Raw genomic sequence first — 17,517 nt, forward strand, 5'->3', positions numbered from 1 at the left:
ACGGCTTAACCCCCCTCGTTCCCTTTGTACAATTGACTGCGCAAAATACGCTCCGTTTCTTCCGGCTCGATGCCGAGGCCGCGCATCTCCTCTATGAAATTTTTCACCGCCGCCTGCGCCATTTCCGAACGGATCTGCACAAGCAAAGTGGGATCGTTTTTAATAAAAGTGCCCTGTCCCCGCAACGTTTCCGTCAGTCCTTCCCGCTCCATCTCTTGATAAGCCCTCTGCACCGTATTCGGGTTCACTTTCGATATATGCGCCCTTTCCTTATGCGAAGGTATTTTATCGCCCGGCGAGAGCTCTCCTCTGGCCAATGCCTTCTTCACCTCATCCACCATCTGAAGATAAATGGGCTTCGGGCTGTTAAAGTCCAGTTCCAACGCTTTACCCCCTCACATCAATGAACCAGTGCACTATTTGACTAGTGCACTATAAACATAGCTCCGCCCGTATCGATTGTCAACGAGTATTTTTTTGTCGGCGCTCCTCCGAATGCAGAGCGACAAGCGTAAACGGCTAATGCTACGCACGAACCGTTAGCTGCATCTTTGCGCAGCTCGGTTCTGTGCCGTCCTTTGGCGGCATTAGCTTACGTTTCGCGGTGAGATATAGGCGTTAGTATAGGAGTGAAACTTATACTTTCCTATATCTTGAAAAAAACATGCGGATACCGGGTGCAGGTTTCCCCGCACAGTATCCGCATGTTCGATGAAATGGATTGTTATTTTCTGCGGTAGAGGTCGATGCTCTTGTACCCTTCACCCAAAACCGTTTTCATTTCGGCGCGCCGTTTCTCCCTGGTTTCCTCCTGAACGGCGCTGTACACATAACGGGCCCAGTCCTTCTGATAGCCCGGGGTTAGCGATTGATAAAAAGCCAGCGATTCCGGAGTATCGTGCAAATCCTTCTCGATATCCGGAATCATGGCGATATAGTCGTCCACGCTTTGACTCGGTTTAGCCGACGTCTGACTTTTCCGCGCCTCTTCTTTGAAGCCGACGACGGTAAACACCTCGTTAAGCCCGACCATGCGGGCAAATTTGATGCTGCTTGTCCCGATATAGCCGTCCTCATCGGCGCCGAGGCCCTCGAACAGATGATCCCGGTGAATATAGGTCGGATAGACTTTATTTCCTTTTTTGGGATAGGCCGCGTAAAAATAACCGTTTTTGTTCAAATAACTATTATCGATGACTTCCTTCATCATGCCCTGCAGAGCTTCCATCTCAAGCACGAAAGCAAAGATAAGGTCATACGGGCCCTCTTTGAGCTCCGTTTCGTATTCTTCGAGCCCCGCCAGAAGCTCCTCGCCTGCCGGCTCGTTCAGCACGACGGCTTTTTTATATTTTCGCAAATTTAATTTCTCTACGATCGTTTTGGACATTTGTGAAGCCTCCCTAAACCGGCTTGCTTTCTTGTCTGCAAGTCATTATTCACCATTGTACTACAAATTCCGCATACGGAAAAAACGCCTTCTCCGATCACGCAGAAGGCGTTTCAAGCTGACTTCAAGGTAAGGGGTCGTGCACTGAACTTACTCTTCGCCCAAGAAACCTTTCTTGAAAATGTCCATCATCGATTCAAGCGATATCGGGTCGCTGTACGTGGAAGCTTCCGTGTCGATCTCAATGACTTTATTGTCCTTGACGGCCGGAATGTTTTTCCAAATTTTGGTGTCCATAAACGAATTGTCGCCGGACCCCGGTCTGCTGATGACGATAAAATCGCCGGCATACTCGGGAATAACCTCCTGCGAAAGCGTGTAGTAGCCCGGTCCAAGCGCATCCTGCGTAACCTTCTCAGGCATGCCGAGACCCATCGCCTGATACAAAATCTCGGTGCCGCGCGCCCAGTTGCTGCCGAATACATAGAAGTTTTTCGAATCCGTTTCGAATACCGTTACAGTGACGTCTTCGCCGTGCTTCGCTTTAATTTCCTTGCCGATCGCTTCCGCGCGCTGCTTGAAATCGTCGATCCACGTCTGCGCTTCTTCCTCTTTGTTCAAAATCTTGCCGATCTCCAGCTGCTGTTCCAGGTAGTCCAGCTTGCCCCACGTGTAAGCGATGGTAGGCGCAATTTTGCTAAGCTCCGCAACATTCTTCATCTCCGTGCCTGCGATGATCAGATCCGGCTCCAGCGCGGAAATTTTCTCAAGATCCCCTTCCGATACGACTTCAATCCCCTTCAGCTTATCGGTAAAAAGCCGGTTGTTCTGAGTCCACTGATCGACGCCGACCAGCGTTCCGCCGAGCGAAATCACATTCGGCGCATACGACAAAGCTACGATCCGCTCCGGTTTGGCTGGAATTTCGACCGGTCCGCTCTCGGGTTGATAGGTGACGGTTCCGGACGCCTCTCCGGCTCCGTTTGTCGAATTTGCGTTCTGCGACGGCGATTCCTCGGCATTGTTCGCGGTGCCGCCTCCGCATGCGCTGATAACGGCCATCAGCATCAGGGAAATTAGGATAACTAGACTTTTCTTCATCTTCGGGTCTCCTTGTCGGTTAGCTATTATGAATTATTAATGATAACGATTATCAATATCACATATCATACTATATCCGCTGCCCCGGCGGTTGTCAACTGCAGTTTTGCAGCAAAAAGAAAAGGTCCATGCTTGTTCGCATGGACCTGAATGAATCGTGATCTATATCCTGATAACGATTAAATATAAGAGCAGCATAACCGCCATGCAGGCGGCAAATTTATAATTGGGTACGGCAAAATCGTATACGGGCTTCTTATACAATCCTGCGAGCAAATTATTAACGGCGGAGACCGGCGATATCGTATTGGATAACCCCCAGCTGCCAAGCAGGAGTACGGCCAAATATTCCGGAGTGATATGAACGGCTGCAGGGTCGATGCCTGCTGCGAATATCGTGACGGGAACGATCGGATGAAGGCCCGCCATGGACGTCACCATAATTAGAACGATGGTCACAATCGAGAAAGTGATGGAGATCGGCAAAGGAATCGGCTCCAGCAAGCCGGGGATAATAGCGCCGAACCCGGTTGCGCCGAACGAGCCGCTGAAAAAGCCTGCCGCCAAAAACAGCGTCATTTCTTTCTTCAACGCCGGCAGCGTAACCGTCACATGGTTTTCCAAACCTTTCCGGTATGTGGCCATAGTCCCCTTCGCCAGACACCAGATCAGCGGAAACATTGCAGCCGCCATGCAGGTGATCAGCACCATCGGGAGTTCGACGAAACGCTCCAGCACCAGAACGACGACAACGGCCGATAACAAATAAAGGCCGAGCCCGGCCGGGAACGATGTCTTTCTTTTTACCGCAGGCGGTTCTTCCGATTGAACTTGGCCCTTCACATCCTCTGCCGAATGCCGAAGCCCCTTCACGTCCACCGCCAAACTGACGACAATGCTGATAAAGGACAAACCGAGCATGTAAGGAAGGAGCGTCGACCAGTTCACCGAAAGCGTCGATACCACAACCGCCATCGCAGCAAAATAGGGCGACCAGAGGATCGCCCCCGCAAAGCCGCGGTTCAGCGCATTGGCAAGCAGAAGAGTCATGCCCCGCTGCGGTTTGGCAAACACGATGTGATAGACGACGGGGATCGAACCGACGTTCAGGAATACGCCCATGATCTGTGTCAGAAGCTGCGTTCCGACAAACAGAACCGACCGGCTTCGCACTTGCGTTTCATAAAACCGGTTCAAGGCTTCGAGATAAGCCGGGATCCGGACCGGAATTCCGAACAGCGGCGCGAATACAAACAAGGTGACCAGCGTCACGTTTGTACCGGCTGCTTCCAGCCAGTAGCCTGCGTCCGCTTTCTGAACGGAAAGAAGGATCACCCCTACAGCCATAAAGGAAACGGAAAGCCATAATGTCATTCCTTTAAGCTGGGGAAGCAGCAGGGCGATCGCGATAAATACCAGTATGCCCTGCAGCACGGCAAGCGGTCCCCAGTGCGTCAGCTGCTGCGCAATAAACACGGCGGCCAGCACGAAGATGATCGTCCGTTCGAAAACCGTTTTGACGGCTGGCGCCGCTATTTTCGATACCGTCATGAAAATTCCCAGCAGCTCAAGCTTAAGTTGCCGAATTGATAGCTGCGGTGAAGCAGTTCCGCTTGGCGATTGCGGTCTCCCGTTCCCATCGCAAGCAGCAGCGGAATGAAATGCTCGTTCGTCGGCACGGCCTCCGCGGCATGAGGAGCAAGCTCCCTGTAGCGGAACAGCGCTTCTGCATCCCATGCTTCGAGCTTGCTTTGCAGCCAGTTATCGAAGGCCAGCGCCCATTCGTCTACTCCTTCTCCCTGCCAGTTCAGCTTCCGCAAATTATGCACGGTTCCTCCGCTGCCGATAATCAGAACATCCTGTTCCCTGAGCTCGGCTAAAGCTTTGCCTATTTCATATTGCTGTCCGTTGGTTAAATGACGGTTCACGGAAAGAGCTACGACCGGAATATCCGCATCGGGATAGAGCAGCTTGAGCACCGCCCATGCGCCGTGATCCAGCCCTCTTTCGTTGTCCATCGAGCTCGTGATGCCGTGCTTCGTAAACAAGGCTTGGATTTGCCCGCTTATCGAACGCTCTCCTTTGGCCGGATAGGTGATCGTATAAAGCTCCGGCTGAAAGCCCGAAAAATCGTAAATCGTGCCGTACGAATCAACTGCGCTGATCGTCTGCTCCTCTTGCTCCCAATGGGCCGAGAACAGTACGATCGCTTTAGGCTTTGGCGTCTGCGCCGCAAAATTTTTCATAAAAGCCGTATATTCATTGTTCTCCAAGACGATCGAAGGCGCGCCATGCGCAAAAAAATAAGATGGAATCATATGCTGCTTCACTCCTTGTCCGAATGCACGCCGGCATCCTGTCTAAGCCATTTTATAAAATCCCGCTGATTCTCCTCGGATACGCCGTGGTCGGTCGGGTACGTCTTGAAGGTTAAGCCGGAAGTCAGGCCTTCGAAATAAGACGCGGTCTCATGACCGATCCGAATCGGGAAGACGGAGTCGAATTCCCCGTGGGAAATAAACATCGATACCGCTTGTACACTCTTCAAAGTATACTCCGTTTTGACAAAACCAGGAACATATCCGTTTAACGCGACGATTCCCTTTATATGATCCCCCATCGTCAGCGCAAGCGTCATGGACAATATCGCGCCTTGGCTGAAGCCGAGCAAATAACGCCTGCTCTCATCGACCGGATACTGATCCGTTGCATAATGAATAAAGGCTTCCAGCTGCCGGACCGCATCGTCGAACATTTCCCGGATCGGATTGCCCAGGCTTTTCAAATCGTAATATTGAAACCCGGCACCGAGCGTAAGATTTCCGCGGATGCCGATAATAATAAAATCGTCTGCTGCAGGCGCCGCTAAACCGAACATATTTTTCTCATTGGACCCTTTGCCGTGAAGCGTAAAGATGGTCGGGTACTTTTTGCCCGGCTCCATATTGGACGGCAGGTGAACGTCATAGGCATACGCCGGTTTCATAGGAACACTCCTTTAAACTTGTTAGGCGATTCGTTTGCCAAGCGTAAACGGCTGATGCCGTCCTTTGGCGGCAAAAGCTCGTTTCGCGATGAAATATAAGTCCAGTATATAGTGAAATTTATACTTTCTTATATTTTGAAAAAAGCATGGTCGGCCGACAGCGGCGACCGTTCGGCAACAACTAAATACAACGAGGCGACGATCAAAATCAGATCCAGCTCATAACCGGCCATTTCATTGCTGCCCAGCAGTCCGGCGGATAACTTCACCATAAAGACGGCCCCGATCAGCATAATCACAAACAAAGCCGACACATAACGGGTAAAGAGGCCTGCAATCAGCAAAATCCCTCCGGCAAGCTCCAGTCCCGCCACCGCATAAGCCAATCCGCCGGGAATGCCGATTGAGCTGAACCATCCCTCCACGTTACCCAAACCCATCTGCAGCTTGCTGATCCCGTGGGCTAAAAATAAAATTCCTACCACCACGCGCATAATAGTCGATACCACCGTTAATTTAGTCATCTTCTGTTTATCCCCCTTCATTTATTATAAATAATAATGTTTTTTTCATATGACTAATATATTGCAGCACGGTATGGCATGTCAACAATAATATTGCTATTATTAATTTATGTTTTGTATTGCAAATATTTCTGCGGGGTGAATACTAGATGAATATAGGTTCCGCTATCCGAACCATCCGTAAACGCAAAAACATCACCATCACTCAAATTTGCGAAGAGACCGGCCTTTCTCAAGGCTTCATGAGCCAAGTCGAAAACAATAAAACGTCGCCGTCCATCGCCACGCTGGAGAGCATTGCCAATGCCCTGAAGGTTCCCTTGGCTTATTTGCTGCTGCGGCAGGAAGAACGTATGAGCATTGTCCGCAAGGAAGAACGGCGGATTACAAAAAGCGGAATTGAAAATTTAAAGGTCGAACACTTGAGCTCTACCAAAAACGTCAGGATGAGGCTCGTCGAGTTCCCACCCGGCGCTTCGACAGGCGATGTTCCTCATGCGCATGAAGGAGAAGAAGTTCATTTTGTCGTCAAAGGGAAAATTTACGCCCAGCAGGGAGAGGACAAGGCGGAATTCGGGGAGGGCGATTCCTTCAGCTGGAATGCATGCACTCCCCATTTGGTCAGAAATATAAGCGAGGAAACGGCGATTGTTCTCATTGCCATTTACAGCGATAGCGAGAATTCGAAGGATTTTCTTTAAAAAGTGGCGGCGGATAAACAGTAAGAGGCATTCCCTGAACCCGCACCGGCCACCCGTCAGCGAGAGCGAATCAGCTTGATTTGCCCCATAATGCCATACGGATGCGTAATATAATCCGGCGTATACTCCTTGCCCTCCGTGCGGAATGAGCTCCAGCTCGTAACCCGGGTTTTGCCTCTTGCCCCGTGGAACGGCCCGAACACATTGCGCGGACTGCCCATCACCTCAATCTCAAGCCGGTTGCCGCCCTCCGCCAAAAAGCCGGTAATGTCGAGCCCGTCCGCCGCTCTCCATGGGATGTGTCCGGCCGCTGCGCCGTTCACCCTTACTTCCGCGGTTACCGCCGACACCTCTCCGAGCGCCAGGAGCATACGATAATCGGGCTCCGGACGATGGCGGTAATCCAAATGATAAATTATGCTGCCGCAGTAATGAAAATATCCCTGCAGGCACCAGTCGCCTGCGTGAAGCCGCTTTGGCTCCTCTATGATGCGCCGTTCCGGGCTGACTCCGAAGTCTCCGAGCAGATAGATGTCTTCCATTTCCATATCGTTCGTATAACGGCAGCTAACAATCAATTCGTTGCCGCCCATGCGGAGACCGCCAAGCTTCACGCACCCGATCGAGCGGTCCATATACCAGCCTTCCACGCTTGACGCAAGGTCCTCGCCGTTGCAGCGGATGCGGAAACGTTCCGCTCCTTCAAGCGCGAGGGAAACATCGTTTCCGGGCAGCTCATCGACCTGAAAGGCGAATCGGAATTCCACCGCCGTTCCATCGTTCGGATGACCTTCTCCAATCCATTTGTAACGCTGAGTCATTCCGTTGTAAAAGACTTGCCGCATTCCGAGCTCCTCGCGAATGAGGCGCTGCGCCTGCCACACCTCCATAGGCGCGGACCAGCTTCCGGAACGTATCCGGAACCGGCATTTATCGAGCGTCAGCGCATTGGGCATTGTCCTGCTAAACCGGAACCCCGGTCCGAACGCCGCATATAAATCGTTATCGTTAAATCCAATCGGCTCTGCGGGCGGTGCCTGGGCTGCGGGAGCGGCCGTTTCGTCAATCAGGTACAGCCTCGAGCCGGCCGGTCCGAATGAAGCACGGAACTGCAGCCTTCCTTCGCAGAGCCAAGACTCCACCTTATTTGTCTTGCCCGTCAGCGCCTCCCACTCCTCCACGCTGCCGGCTGCGGCGGTTTCGATCAGCACGTCATGAGCGCGGTCGCGGTCATTGTTGACGATGAACAGCGAGCGGCAGCCCTCATGCTCCCTGAGCATACCGAGCAAGCCGCTCTCTTCGGTCCCGGACCGCCCGCGGATGGATACCTGCCGCGCGAGGCCCGAGTGATGATCGAGCCAATCGATCACGTTCGAAGTGTCTGAAACCGGCGTGAAGCCCGGATGTTTCGTCAGCTTGGTGATTTCGTCCGAAGGACGGCCTTCCAGCATCGTTGGCAAAGGCTGCAGCGCTGCGATACGCCCTCCCGCTTCCACATATTGCAGCAGCAGCTCATAGGTCGTACGCAGCATCGTGGTGATGCTTGGTATGACCACAGCCTTGTAGGCCGCACGGCCAACAACCAGCTTACCCGTATTCACTTCCCCGATCTCGCTTAGAATCGTCTCGTCTCCGAGGTCAAAATCGTGATGCGCGCCGAGCAGAGCCCTTAAAAACCGGTTGAACTCGTCACCATAACGGTTAATGCCGGGAATGTCGCGGTCCCGGCCCCGGTTCGGCATGCCGTATGGGTCCGAGCCGAGCATGGACCAAGCCGTCGTGACCGGATGCAGCACGAGAATATCCCGGACCGCCTGCCCTTCGGCCAGCACCGCGCCGAGCCGCGCAAAGTAATTCTCTACGACATGGTTATACTTCCACCAGCTTGTATTGTAGTTGAATACCGGCGGATAATCCCGTTTTCGGCAGCCTTTAATGGAATAGAGCGACAAATGCTGCGAACGGAAATTGACGCCGAGGGCGTATTGCCAATCGCCGATCCATTTTTGACCCTCGAACGTAAACTCCCAGCCCGCGCAGCCGTACGTTTCCGACAGCACCCGCTTGCGTCCGTATTGATTCGCTACGCTCGTGCATTGTTTGACCGTCATATGCTCATCGGTCGCTTCTGTTAACATATCAATACCGGGAATATGCTGATACCGGTAATGAGGCATGATGGCGCCGCCAACCCGGGTACCCAGCCCGAGTTTGTCCTCCTGCAAATAATGACCCGTAAACGCCAATCCGTTCTCGCCGCACCAATCGTAGAGCTGCTTCGAGAACGCTTCGGTGAACAGCTCCGAGACCGTGCGCCAATAATCGTGTCGTACCCAGGAGGAGCGGCCGCTGTTAAAGAACAAATGAGGCACTTCGTCCAGCAGCTCGTACCCGCGCCGGCTTCGGAAGAAATCGGGTAACGAATACGTCCACGGTACCCAGCCCCGCCCATCCGTAAATTTGCAATGACGGTCGTTTACGCTCGGCTCATCGGTAAATACTCCTTTGATCGTGCTTCCGAACCGGTCCCCGACCTTCGCCTTGTATACCTCGTACGTCTCGTCAATGAACTTGCGTACGGCCGCCGCATTCATGCTGTCGGGCGGAGCCTGGCCGTTAAACCATTCACTGGGTGCGGACACTTCCACCCGGAACACGAGCAGCGCCTCTCCCGCTTCAAGGCTCGTAACCGGTACCGTGTGCGGCAGCCGTTCGCAGTGGTACAGCTGCATGCCGTCGATGTGCGCCTTGAAGAGCGCGACCGTCCGGGCGCCCGCCCGGTAAGGAGCGGCGGCCGTTCCGAGTCCGTCGTCTTGAAGCACCTCCACCGTCAGTCCCTTTGAGCGATATTCATCGCCGAGCGAAGGCACCTTGCCCCCGGCCGTGCCGGAGGGCCAGCGGTCCTCGTCATACAGCCAGGCTTCCATGCCGAGCTCGTCCGCCTTTCGCACCGAAGCCTCGACCGCCTCCATCCATTCGGGGCCCAAATACCCGGTTTCCAGCCCGTCCCTCGCATGCATGAAGAAACCGCCGATTCCCTGCTCCTTCATTCCTTCGATTTGCCGTATCAATTCATCCTTGTCCAGCTTGTCGTTCCATGCCCAAAAAGGCGCGGACCTCGCTTCCGCGGGCGGTTCCGCAAACTGCTTGCGCAGCTTGGACAAATCACTCATTCTGTTACCCCTCCACATCCCGCAGTACGATTACCGCAGCATCTCTACAATCGACTGATGGCCTCTGCGACTCGCCCAAGCGATAGGCGACGCCCATTCGGGTACACCGGCAGGAGCCCGCTTAGCGCCGCGCTCGAGCAGAAAAGCGGCCATCTCCGTTTGCCCATATTTGGCCGCCCATCCGAGCGGCGTCGTGCAGTGTTCGTCATCCACGGCGTCTATTTCGGCGCCGCGGTCGATTAACAGCTTGGCTAGTTCAATATTCCCTTGGGATGCCAGCACGTGCAAATAACTCACGCCGAGCCAGCTGGTCAAGTTCGGATCGGCGCCGTGCTCGAGCAAAAGCTTCACCATCTCTGCTCCGGAACGAAAGGCATAACCCATATGGTTGTTGACGTACCAGGGACGATTCAGATCGGCGTTATATTTAAGCAGCAGGCGAACGATCGAAGCTTGTCCGAATCCGGCAGCCAGCGTGAGCGGCCCGAAATCGTCGCCGCTATTCGCCGCAGAAGGATCGGCAGCGAGTATTTCGCCGACCAATTCCATTCTGCCCATCCAGCAAGCGGAGGCCAGCGTCACCGTGCCTCCGTACATGTACAGCAAATCCCGCATTTCGTCGTACCCTTTGCTCATCGCAATGAAAACCGGATTGCCCGAGGATTCGACGTTGGCGTTGACATCGGCCCCGTGCTCCAGCAGCAGCTTCGCGCAAGACAAATGATTGCCCGCTGCCGCAGCATACAAGGCTGCGCCGTTTGGAGCGCCTTCCTCCGCTTGATTGGGATCGGCGCCGTGCTCCAGCAGTTTTTTGACCGCATGCTCATATCCGTGTTTGGCCGCGTAATATAACGCCGACCTTCCGGAAGCATCCTTAACGACCGCCCGGCCGGGATCTTGCGCCAAGCTGTCGCGTAAAAAATCGGTGTCTCCGACCGCCGCGGCCGTATAAAGATCATAACGAGCCCCTCTGGCGATCAGATAACCAAGCAGAAACCAATGGTTCCGAATCGCTTCGCCCGGTAAATTCCGGTTGGCGCGGTAGAAATAATCCCCTTCCATGACCAAGTGAACGGGCTGACAGCCGTCCGCCCGGCGCGCTTCCGTATCGGCGCCCTGCTCAATAAAAAAATCGATCAGCTTCAGCTGCCTGGTCAAAACGGCCCAATGAAGAGGAGTGTTGCCGCGTTCATCGCTTGAACGGACCGCATCGGGATGCTCCGCAATCAACCGGATGACCTCACTCTCCTTGCGTTCCCTAATAAGCGCAGCGACCGTATCGCCGAGCGTGTTGCTGTGTAACGTCCGCTCCATATGCTCTTCCAGCATCGACGCGATGCCGGAATGGCCGCGGTCCTTCGCGATTTGCAGCGGAGTATCGACCCAGCTTACTCCCGTTGCCGTTATATCCGCGCCATGCTCCAGCAGCATATGCACGATTTCCGCATGCCCTTCCTTGACGGCAAAATGAATCGGAGAATAGTACGCCCAGCTGCAGACGGACAAGGAAGGTTTCTTCCCCAGCAGCTCCCGGACAACCTCCGTCCTCCCTGCCGCGCAGGCTTCCAGCATGCTCCAGACCTCGTTGCCCGCTCCTCCGCTGAACGGGACGACCTTGTCGGTTTTCAAGGTGTCCGGCTGAATAAACTTGCTCATCCGTTCGACCGCCTCCTCATTTCGATTGATGGGACTGGCACCATCGTTCGATGTGACCACACTGTTTTTATTGTTTCATTACCAATCACAGAGCGTCAATGGGGCTATCCTTGCAATTCACGTCCGCTTACCGCAGCGTTTGAACGAGATAATCCGCAAGCCGGATGGAGAGAGCGACCGTGGTCAATGTCGGATTTTCGGCGCCAATTTGCGGCAGGGCACTGTTATCCGCTACAAATAGGCCGGACACGCCCCGAATTTGACCGTTCACGTCGGCCGCGGAGGTGACCGGATCGTTCCCGATCCGGCAGGTGCCGGAATCGTGATGGGGCTCTCCAAGCGGAGACAAACAGATCGGCGGATTCCCGTTTCTGGACACCAGATTGATTCCCGACACAGCTGAAACGTTGCGTATCCCTTCCTCTAACCGGCGGATCGCTTCTTCCTCTTGTGCGCTTAAGGAATAATGAACCTCGATTTCCGGCACGCCGTACTCGTCTTTTTTAAACGGATTTAGCGCAATCCGATTCTCATACCGGGGCTCAACCTTTCCGTAGCCAAAGAAGATAACGGATTCCTCCAGCGCAAAAGGCCTGACTTCAGAAGTCTGATACCAATAAAAATCGCCCGGTCCGGCCATTAACAGCAAATAAGGTCTTTGAACGCTCTGAGGCACGGAGATACCGAGCGTACCCAGCGGGAATGGAAATTGGGGTCTGCTTATGCTTCCGGTCGCTTGTACGAGAGGATGATTCATGAGATAATGCCCGATTGCCGGATGGCGGATGCCCGAATGAAGCAGCAGACGCGGTGTTTCGAAGCTGCTCGCCGACAGCACGACCGTTTTCGCTTTGAGCGTATAGGCGGTCTTATCCGGCTTCATGACCGTTACCCCGGACACCTTCCCACCGTTGTGCTCAACCTTTACGGCGCGGGCATTAACCGCCAGATCAAACGGCCTTAGATTTAAAGCTGCGGAAAGCAGCGAGATGGAGCTGTTGAATATGTCGGTATGGATCCTCCCGTATAAGCTTGGCATCAGATCGGCCGCAAGCGGAATATGGTCCGCTTCCGTATATCCGTTTTGCCAAAGCCGGTTCAGCAGGATTTCCGTAAAGGTCGAATCTTGAGTAAAAGTTCGGGTCACATTCATCGCTTGTTCGGCAAGATTGTAGTAGGTATTCATCTCTTGAACCGGAAAAGGATACTTCTCCAAGGTGGACAACGTCATTCTCATCGCAAACGCAAACCAGAATAACGATCTGCCGCCGAAAGCAAACAGCTGCCTGGCGCCTGCGTAATCGGTACCCGCTCCCGGGAGCGGCTTCGAGATCGTATTAAAATATCTCCACAGCCGATCCGTGTTCATCATCGGCAGGTTGCGGGCATGCGAGGGCAGCACCAGATCGCCCCGTTCGATAATGCCGATCCGTTTGTTCTCTTGCCTCCACTGCTCGCATAACCGCCAAAGGACGCTCCCTCCGCCGGCTCCGGTGCCGACGATCAGCACGTCGTATTCTTGCTCAGCCATCTCCTCAAGCGGAGTGAGGGGAAACCACGTGTCCAGGGGCTGAACCGGTTCTAACGGGCAGAACGGAAGCCCTCCCAGCTGCCGGGAGGACGAGCGGTCCGGACCGTCGGAAGAAGGGAAATATACAGGAAAACCAGCGATAAGCCGATCGGGATGGACAATATGCGGATTAATCGCAAGCAGCTCTCCGACCGGAATCCGGCGTTCATCGGCTATCTTCCGCAGCGTATCCCGTTCGCTGGCAATCCGGATGTTCATCACGGCACCCCTCCCCTTTTAGAGCGAATGATACAGTTTATGCTCATGCAAAATCAGATAGCCCGTAATTGATGGCATCACGAAAAGAGGATGGCCCGCTTCCGTAACGGTCCAATCGGCAACGGCAACCTCGGCCGCCTCGGTCACTCCGCGAAGGATCAGCTCCCACGGCTTGCCGGCTCCGTTCGCGTTGATTCCTTGCGTTTATCGCAAAGAGAACTGCGAAAACCCCAAGTAAACTGGCTTATACACTGCAATACCATCGTAATCATACGTAATAACGGACATTTCCCTTCATCACAACTTCAAGCTTCGTAATATTTTCCTTCTCGCTGACCTTCTCGCCGGAAACCAGATAATCGAACATCGACTTCACGGTCAGGTAACCCTGATTCATGGGATCCTGGCAAATCGTCGCCGTGATCTCCCCTTTCCTCAGATGGCCGTATATTTCTTCCGTCATGTCGTGGCCGATCAAAGCGTTTGATTTACGTACATCATTTTATCAATTCCGCGATAATATAGGCTTTATCGAATAATCACCTCTAACACGCCGCGTAATATACTGGAGCATAGGCATTTATCCCACGTATGCTTATTCAGACAGCTTCGCGGAGCTCCATATGGCCCGCGGTATTAGAATAGGCACAAAGGAGTGTTTCAGGTTGACCGAACAATCATCCCACTACTTTGCCCGCGGCAACACCGCGCACGGAGCCCATTTCCTGTATAAATCCGCGTTTCAAGGGCTGAATCAGCTGTTCGTTCTTACGGGTCCCCCTGGTACAGGGAAATCGACGGTTATTCGCAGCTTGGCGGATAACCTGCTGGAAAATGGCCGGCATGTGCAATGCTTCCATTCCCCTCTTCGACCCGAAGAACTCGATGGCATCATAGCAACCGATTTGAAGGTAGGGATTGTCGACGGGCGAGTGTGCGGAGAAATTCCGGAGGACCAAGCGGCTGAAATTTCCTTCATCCACTTCGGGGAGGCCATTGAAGATAAAAAGATATTTCCCGTTAATCTGACAACGATCGAAGACCTTAAAAGCAAGCTGGCTAATGCCTATTCAAAAGCCTATGAAACATTCTTGACCGCCTTGCGGATTCATGACGAATGGGAAAAATATTATATCGAAAGCATGGATTTCAACAAAGCGGACCGGGTTGCGGAGGATTTGATTCAGCAGCTATTCAACGGCCATGACAATGATTCCCCTATAACCGGGCGTCACTTGTTTTTCGGAGCTGCAACTCCGAAGGGCGCATTCGATTTTATTCAAAGCTTAACCGCTCAGCTGGAGAGACGGATTTTTATCAAAGGAAGACCGGGCTCCGGTAAATCGACACTGCTGAAAAAGCTTGCCGCCGCTGCCGAATCGAAAGGAATCGACGTTCAAGTGTATCATTGCGGCTTTGATCCGAACAGCCTTGATATGTTAGTTTTCCCGACTCTCAGCACCGCCATCTTCGACAGCACCGCCCCTCACGAGTACTTTCCGAATCGGGACGGGGATGAAATACTAGATATGTACGCGCTCACAATGACCCCCGGTGTCGATGAAGCTTATGCAGTCGAATTAGCCGCTATTAAAGAACGGTATTCGGCGAAAATGAAGGAGGCTATCTCCCATTTGGCGTTAGCCGAGGCCATCGACTCTCATATTAAGGCCTTCTATACGGCGGCAACAAATTTTTCGGTCATAGAGGACCTCCGGCTGCAATTGCAGTCGAAATTGGATGAACTTCTCGGCACTTAATGCGTGCCGGCAATAATGCGCTGATGAAGGATCACCTGCAAGCCGATCTGGAGTTCTGCCTGCATTTGATCCGCTAAGTTGGCAGCAAAAAGACGCTTCTCCCGTCAGGGAGGAAGCGTCTTTGGTATGGAGGCCGTTTTTCGTTTTTAATGGGCTACCTGTCTGAAATACCGATAAACCTTTTCCAGCTTTTTCGTTTGGTTTCCCTTTGGACTTTCCATATTCCCGAATTCAAAAAACTTTACATTTTTGATGCCAACGAAACCGAACAAAGCTCTCTTCATCAAAATTTTATGCGCACTGTTCAACCAGAGAAACGGATAGTTAGCCGGTCCCTTCATCGTAGACACGCAAACGACGGACTTTCCTTTCAAAAGCCCTTCCGGGAAAAGCCCATTCGTATCTCTGTAGGCAAAATTGGACGCAAACAATTGATCGATATATCCCAAAAGCATGGCGGGAGGCCTTCCCCACCAGATCGGATAAATAAAAACGATTTTGTCCGCCCAAGTCAGTTGTTGTCTATATTTTTCAATCCCGGGATCCGTATGCATATCGCGTCTTCGTTTTTGCTCGTTGAACATGAGCAGCGGATTAAAGCCCTCTTCATACAGATCTAACACCTGCACCTCCTCAATTTTGGCATTTTCGCCGCTTCCTTTTATCACTTTTTGTAAAAACGCATAATTCAGACTGGTATGATTAGGATAGGTATAAACGATGAGCATCTTCATAGCGCACCCCTTAATTATCATTTGATAACTAAATAGTAGCATCATCTTTAAATTGTTGTCAATTGATAATTGTATGATGATAACTTTTTTGTTATCTTGACTATACGAGGTGAAAGGGATGGACAAAAAAGCTCTATTTCATAAACTTGTATCATTTACATCATCTGTTCATCGTGTGACAAATGAATTAACGTTGAACGCCAAGCCGGATTCCGTTACACAAGTTCAGTATAAAATTCTGGAATATATTACGGTAAATCAGCCTGTGACCCCAAGCGATATAAGCGATTGTCAGAACATGTCGATGCCGAACACGAGCCGGGAGCTTAAGAAACTAAGCGAATACGGGTTCATTGAAAAAATGAACGACACCGAAGATCGGCGGAAACAATACATCCGTCTCTCGAAGGCTGGAGAAATTGTGATGGAAGAGGCCTTTGCCATGATAGAATCCCGTTTTCTAAACCGGGTACAAAAGGCTTCGGAGGAAGATCTGGAGGACATCGAACGTGCCTTGGATATTTTGCAGACAAAGCTGTTCCATCAATAGGCATCCATTACAGAACAATAGCTCCCTCAAGTGAAATCTGATGGTTAACAACTACTCAACTTTCAAATAAGGGAGTTTTTGTATGGAAAAGGGGTTGTGATTGGGTGAATCATCGGTTACATAAGAAGCTCGACGGACTGATTCAATCATTGGTCGATCATAAGCTCATATTCGGGACGGTTCTGAGAATTGAATCGGGAGACAACCGGTTGTCATGGACCGGATCCGCCGGCGATATGACACCGGACAGCCCGTTTTTTATCGCGAGCGCAACCAAGCTTTACATCACCGACTCCATCTTGAAGCTTAGAGAGCTGAAAAAGCTTCAATTGACCGACAAAATAAGCCGTTACATGGACATTGAGCTTATTTCCGGAATCCATCGCCACCAAGGAACCGACTATTCCTTCGACCTTACGATTGAGCAATTGATGGCCCATACATCGGGTCTGCCCGACTACTTTCAGCAAAAAAGAGCAAGCGGTAAAAGTCTTGAAGCCGAAATCGTAGCCGGACAAGATCAGGCATGGTCGCTCGACAAAGTCATCGAGGACGCCAAGCAAATGAACCCTCATTTTCCGCCTGGCACGAAAGGCAAGGCTCTTTATTCCGATACCAACTACCAGCTGCTTGGGAAGATTGTCGAGAATATAACGAATACTTCGTTAGAGGATGCTTTCAAGCTATTTATTTATGAGCCATTGGCTTTATCCGAAACTTACCTGTACACGAACAACCACGGCCAAACTCCAAAGACTCTTTATTATAAAAGAACCCCTTTGCATATCCCTCAAGCGATGGCCTCCTTCGGTCCGGATGGAGGGATCGTCTCCACCGCCGAGGAACTGATGCGGTTTCTGCGGGCTTTTTTCGAAGGCCGATTATTTCCCGGAGAATACGTGAACGAGCTCTACGTTTGGAATAAAATCTTTTTCCCGCTGCAGTACGGCATCGGAGTTGCCAAATTCCAGCTTCCGAGGGTTTTCTCGCCGTTCAAGCCGCTTCCCGAGCTGATCGGGCATTCCGGTTTATCTGGAGCTTTTGCGTACTATTGCCCTGAGAAAGACTTGTATCTTTCAGGCACAGTCAACCAAATTTCCAGGCCGAGCACGTCGTATAAGCTGATGCTTCGGGTATTGAATGTAATGTAAAAAAG

At 52.2% G+C, this 17,517-nt stretch carries 16 protein-coding genes; 4 read left to right on the forward strand and 12 right to left on the reverse strand.

The features are described from left to right. Positions 1-5 precede the first annotated feature (5 nt). The 7 genes from KP806_RS14805 to KP806_RS14835 all read right to left on the reverse strand — a co-directional run bounded on the left by KP806_RS14805 (position 6) and on the right by KP806_RS14835 (position 5,998). A complete protein-coding gene (locus KP806_RS14805) occupies positions 6-383 on the reverse strand; it encodes a GntR family transcriptional regulator (RefSeq protein ID WP_224724473.1) in 378 nt (125 codons plus the stop codon). Between the two features lie 341 nt (positions 384-724). After that, a complete protein-coding gene (locus tag KP806_RS14810; RefSeq protein ID WP_224724474.1) occupies positions 725-1,387 on the reverse strand; it encodes a YdeI/OmpD-associated family protein in 663 nt (220 codons plus the stop codon). 150 nt (positions 1,388-1,537) lie between these two features. Continuing rightward, positions 1,538-2,488 carry an iron-hydroxamate ABC transporter substrate-binding protein gene (locus KP806_RS14815; RefSeq protein WP_224724475.1) on the reverse strand — a complete coding sequence of 317 codons (951 nt, stop codon included), beginning with the start codon at positions 2,486-2,488 and terminating at the stop codon, positions 1,538-1,540. Positions 2,489-2,650: 162 nt separating this feature from the next. After that, a complete protein-coding gene (locus tag KP806_RS14820) occupies positions 2,651-4,039 on the reverse strand; it encodes a hypothetical protein (RefSeq protein ID WP_224724476.1) in 1,389 nt (462 codons plus the stop codon). Beyond that, a complete protein-coding gene (locus KP806_RS14825; RefSeq protein ID WP_224724477.1) occupies positions 4,036-4,806 on the reverse strand; it encodes a DODA-type extradiol aromatic ring-opening family dioxygenase in 771 nt (256 codons plus the stop codon). The genes KP806_RS14820 and KP806_RS14825 overlap by 4 nt, the downstream gene beginning before the upstream one ends. An 8-nt stretch (positions 4,807-4,814) precedes the next feature. Continuing rightward, positions 4,815-5,474: an alpha/beta hydrolase gene (locus KP806_RS14830; protein ID WP_224724478.1), complete on the reverse strand. Its 660-nt coding sequence runs from the start codon at positions 5,472-5,474 to the stop codon at positions 4,815-4,817. 128 nt (positions 5,475-5,602) lie between these two features. Further along, positions 5,603-5,998 carry a DoxX family protein gene (locus KP806_RS14835; protein WP_224724479.1) on the reverse strand — a complete coding sequence of 132 codons (396 nt, stop codon included), beginning with the start codon at positions 5,996-5,998 and terminating at the stop codon, positions 5,603-5,605. 149 nt (positions 5,999-6,147) lie between these two features. Between KP806_RS14835 and KP806_RS14840 the strand changes: the two genes are divergently transcribed. Continuing rightward, positions 6,148-6,699: a helix-turn-helix domain-containing protein gene (locus tag KP806_RS14840; protein ID WP_224724480.1), complete on the forward strand. Its 552-nt coding sequence runs from the start codon at positions 6,148-6,150 to the stop codon at positions 6,697-6,699. Positions 6,700-6,755: 56 nt separating this feature from the next. Here KP806_RS14840 and KP806_RS14845 read toward each other — a convergent pair whose 3' ends face one another. The 4 genes from KP806_RS14845 to KP806_RS14860 all read right to left on the reverse strand — a co-directional run bounded on the left by KP806_RS14845 (position 6,756) and on the right by KP806_RS14860 (position 13,780). Continuing rightward, positions 6,756-9,872 carry a glycosyl hydrolase gene (locus KP806_RS14845; protein WP_224724481.1) on the reverse strand — a complete coding sequence of 1,039 codons (3,117 nt, stop codon included), beginning with the start codon at positions 9,870-9,872 and terminating at the stop codon, positions 6,756-6,758. A 30-nt stretch (positions 9,873-9,902) separates the two neighbouring features. Continuing rightward, entirely contained in the window at positions 9,903-11,528 is a 1,626-nt protein-coding gene (locus KP806_RS14850) for an ankyrin repeat domain-containing protein (protein WP_224724482.1), read from the reverse strand. A 127-nt stretch (positions 11,529-11,655) separates the two neighbouring features. Further along, on the reverse strand, positions 11,656-13,317 hold the full coding sequence (locus tag KP806_RS14855; RefSeq protein ID WP_224724483.1) for a GMC oxidoreductase: 1,662 nt from the start codon (positions 13,315-13,317) through the stop codon (positions 11,656-11,658). Between the two features lie 268 nt (positions 13,318-13,585). Beyond that, the gene (locus tag KP806_RS14860) at positions 13,586-13,780 is read right to left on the reverse strand and encodes a hypothetical protein (protein ID WP_224724484.1); all 195 of its coding nucleotides are present in this window, start codon (positions 13,778-13,780) and stop codon (positions 13,586-13,588) included. A 202-nt stretch (positions 13,781-13,982) separates the two neighbouring features. Here KP806_RS14860 and KP806_RS14865 point away from each other — a divergent pair, with 202 nt between their 5' ends. Beyond that, positions 13,983-15,077, forward strand: coding sequence for a PRK06851 family protein (locus KP806_RS14865; protein WP_224724485.1), 1,095 nt, complete (start codon positions 13,983-13,985; stop codon positions 15,075-15,077). A gap of 146 nt (positions 15,078-15,223) precedes the next feature. Here the strand turns inward: KP806_RS14865 and KP806_RS14870 are convergent, their stop codons facing one another. Then, positions 15,224-15,811, reverse strand: coding sequence for an NAD(P)H-dependent oxidoreductase (locus KP806_RS14870; RefSeq protein WP_224724569.1), 588 nt, complete (start codon positions 15,809-15,811; stop codon positions 15,224-15,226). 118 nt (positions 15,812-15,929) lie between these two features. On the opposite strand from KP806_RS14870, the gene KP806_RS14875 reads away from it, so the two are divergent. Further along, positions 15,930-16,361 (forward strand): MarR family winged helix-turn-helix transcriptional regulator, encoded by a 432-nt coding sequence (locus KP806_RS14875; protein WP_224724486.1) that lies wholly within the window; start codon positions 15,930-15,932, stop codon positions 16,359-16,361. 104 nt (positions 16,362-16,465) lie between these two features. After that, entirely contained in the window at positions 16,466-17,512 is a 1,047-nt protein-coding gene (locus tag KP806_RS14880) for a serine hydrolase domain-containing protein (protein ID WP_224724487.1), read from the forward strand. The last annotated feature ends 5 nt before the right edge of the window (positions 17,513-17,517 follow it).

The organism is Paenibacillus vietnamensis, assembly GCF_020169515.1.
Lineage (GTDB): Bacteria > Bacillota > Bacilli > Paenibacillales > Paenibacillaceae > Pristimantibacillus > Pristimantibacillus vietnamensis.

What these genes read in the sequence shown, in the direction of transcription:
- KP806_RS14810 (WP_224724474.1), bottom strand. Translation starts at nt 1,387, where the DNA reads ATGTCCAAAACGATCGTAGAGAAATTAAATTTGCGAAAATATAAAAAA.
- KP806_RS14815 (WP_224724475.1), bottom strand. Translation starts at nt 2,488, where the DNA reads ATGAAGAAAAGTCTAGTTATCCTAATTTCCCTGATGCTGATGGCCGTT.
- KP806_RS14820 (WP_224724476.1), bottom strand. Translation starts at nt 4,039, where the DNA reads ATGACGGTATCGAAAATAGCGGCGCCAGCCGTCAAAACGGTTTTCGAA.
- KP806_RS14825 (WP_224724477.1), bottom strand. Translation starts at nt 4,806, where the DNA reads ATGATTCCATCTTATTTTTTTGCGCATGGCGCGCCTTCGATCGTCTTG.
- KP806_RS14830 (WP_224724478.1), bottom strand. Translation starts at nt 5,474, where the DNA reads ATGAAACCGGCGTATGCCTATGACGTTCACCTGCCGTCCAATATGGAG.
- KP806_RS14835 (WP_224724479.1), bottom strand. Translation starts at nt 5,998, where the DNA reads ATGACTAAATTAACGGTGGTATCGACTATTATGCGCGTGGTGGTAGGA.
- KP806_RS14840 (WP_224724480.1), top strand. Translation starts at nt 6,148, where the DNA reads ATGAATATAGGTTCCGCTATCCGAACCATCCGTAAACGCAAAAACATC.
- KP806_RS14845 (WP_224724481.1), bottom strand. Translation starts at nt 9,872, where the DNA reads ATGAGTGATTTGTCCAAGCTGCGCAAGCAGTTTGCGGAACCGCCCGCG.
- KP806_RS14850 (WP_224724482.1), bottom strand. Translation starts at nt 11,528, where the DNA reads ATGAGCAAGTTTATTCAGCCGGACACCTTGAAAACCGACAAGGTCGTC.
- KP806_RS14855 (WP_224724483.1), bottom strand. Translation starts at nt 13,317, where the DNA reads ATGAACATCCGGATTGCCAGCGAACGGGATACGCTGCGGAAGATAGCC.
- KP806_RS14860 (WP_224724484.1), bottom strand. Translation starts at nt 13,780, where the DNA reads ATGACGGAAGAAATATACGGCCATCTGAGGAAAGGGGAGATCACGGCG.
- KP806_RS14870 (WP_224724569.1), bottom strand. Translation starts at nt 15,811, where the DNA reads ATGAAGATGCTCATCGTTTATACCTATCCTAATCATACCAGTCTGAAT.
- KP806_RS14875 (WP_224724486.1), top strand. Translation starts at nt 15,930, where the DNA reads ATGGACAAAAAAGCTCTATTTCATAAACTTGTATCATTTACATCATCT.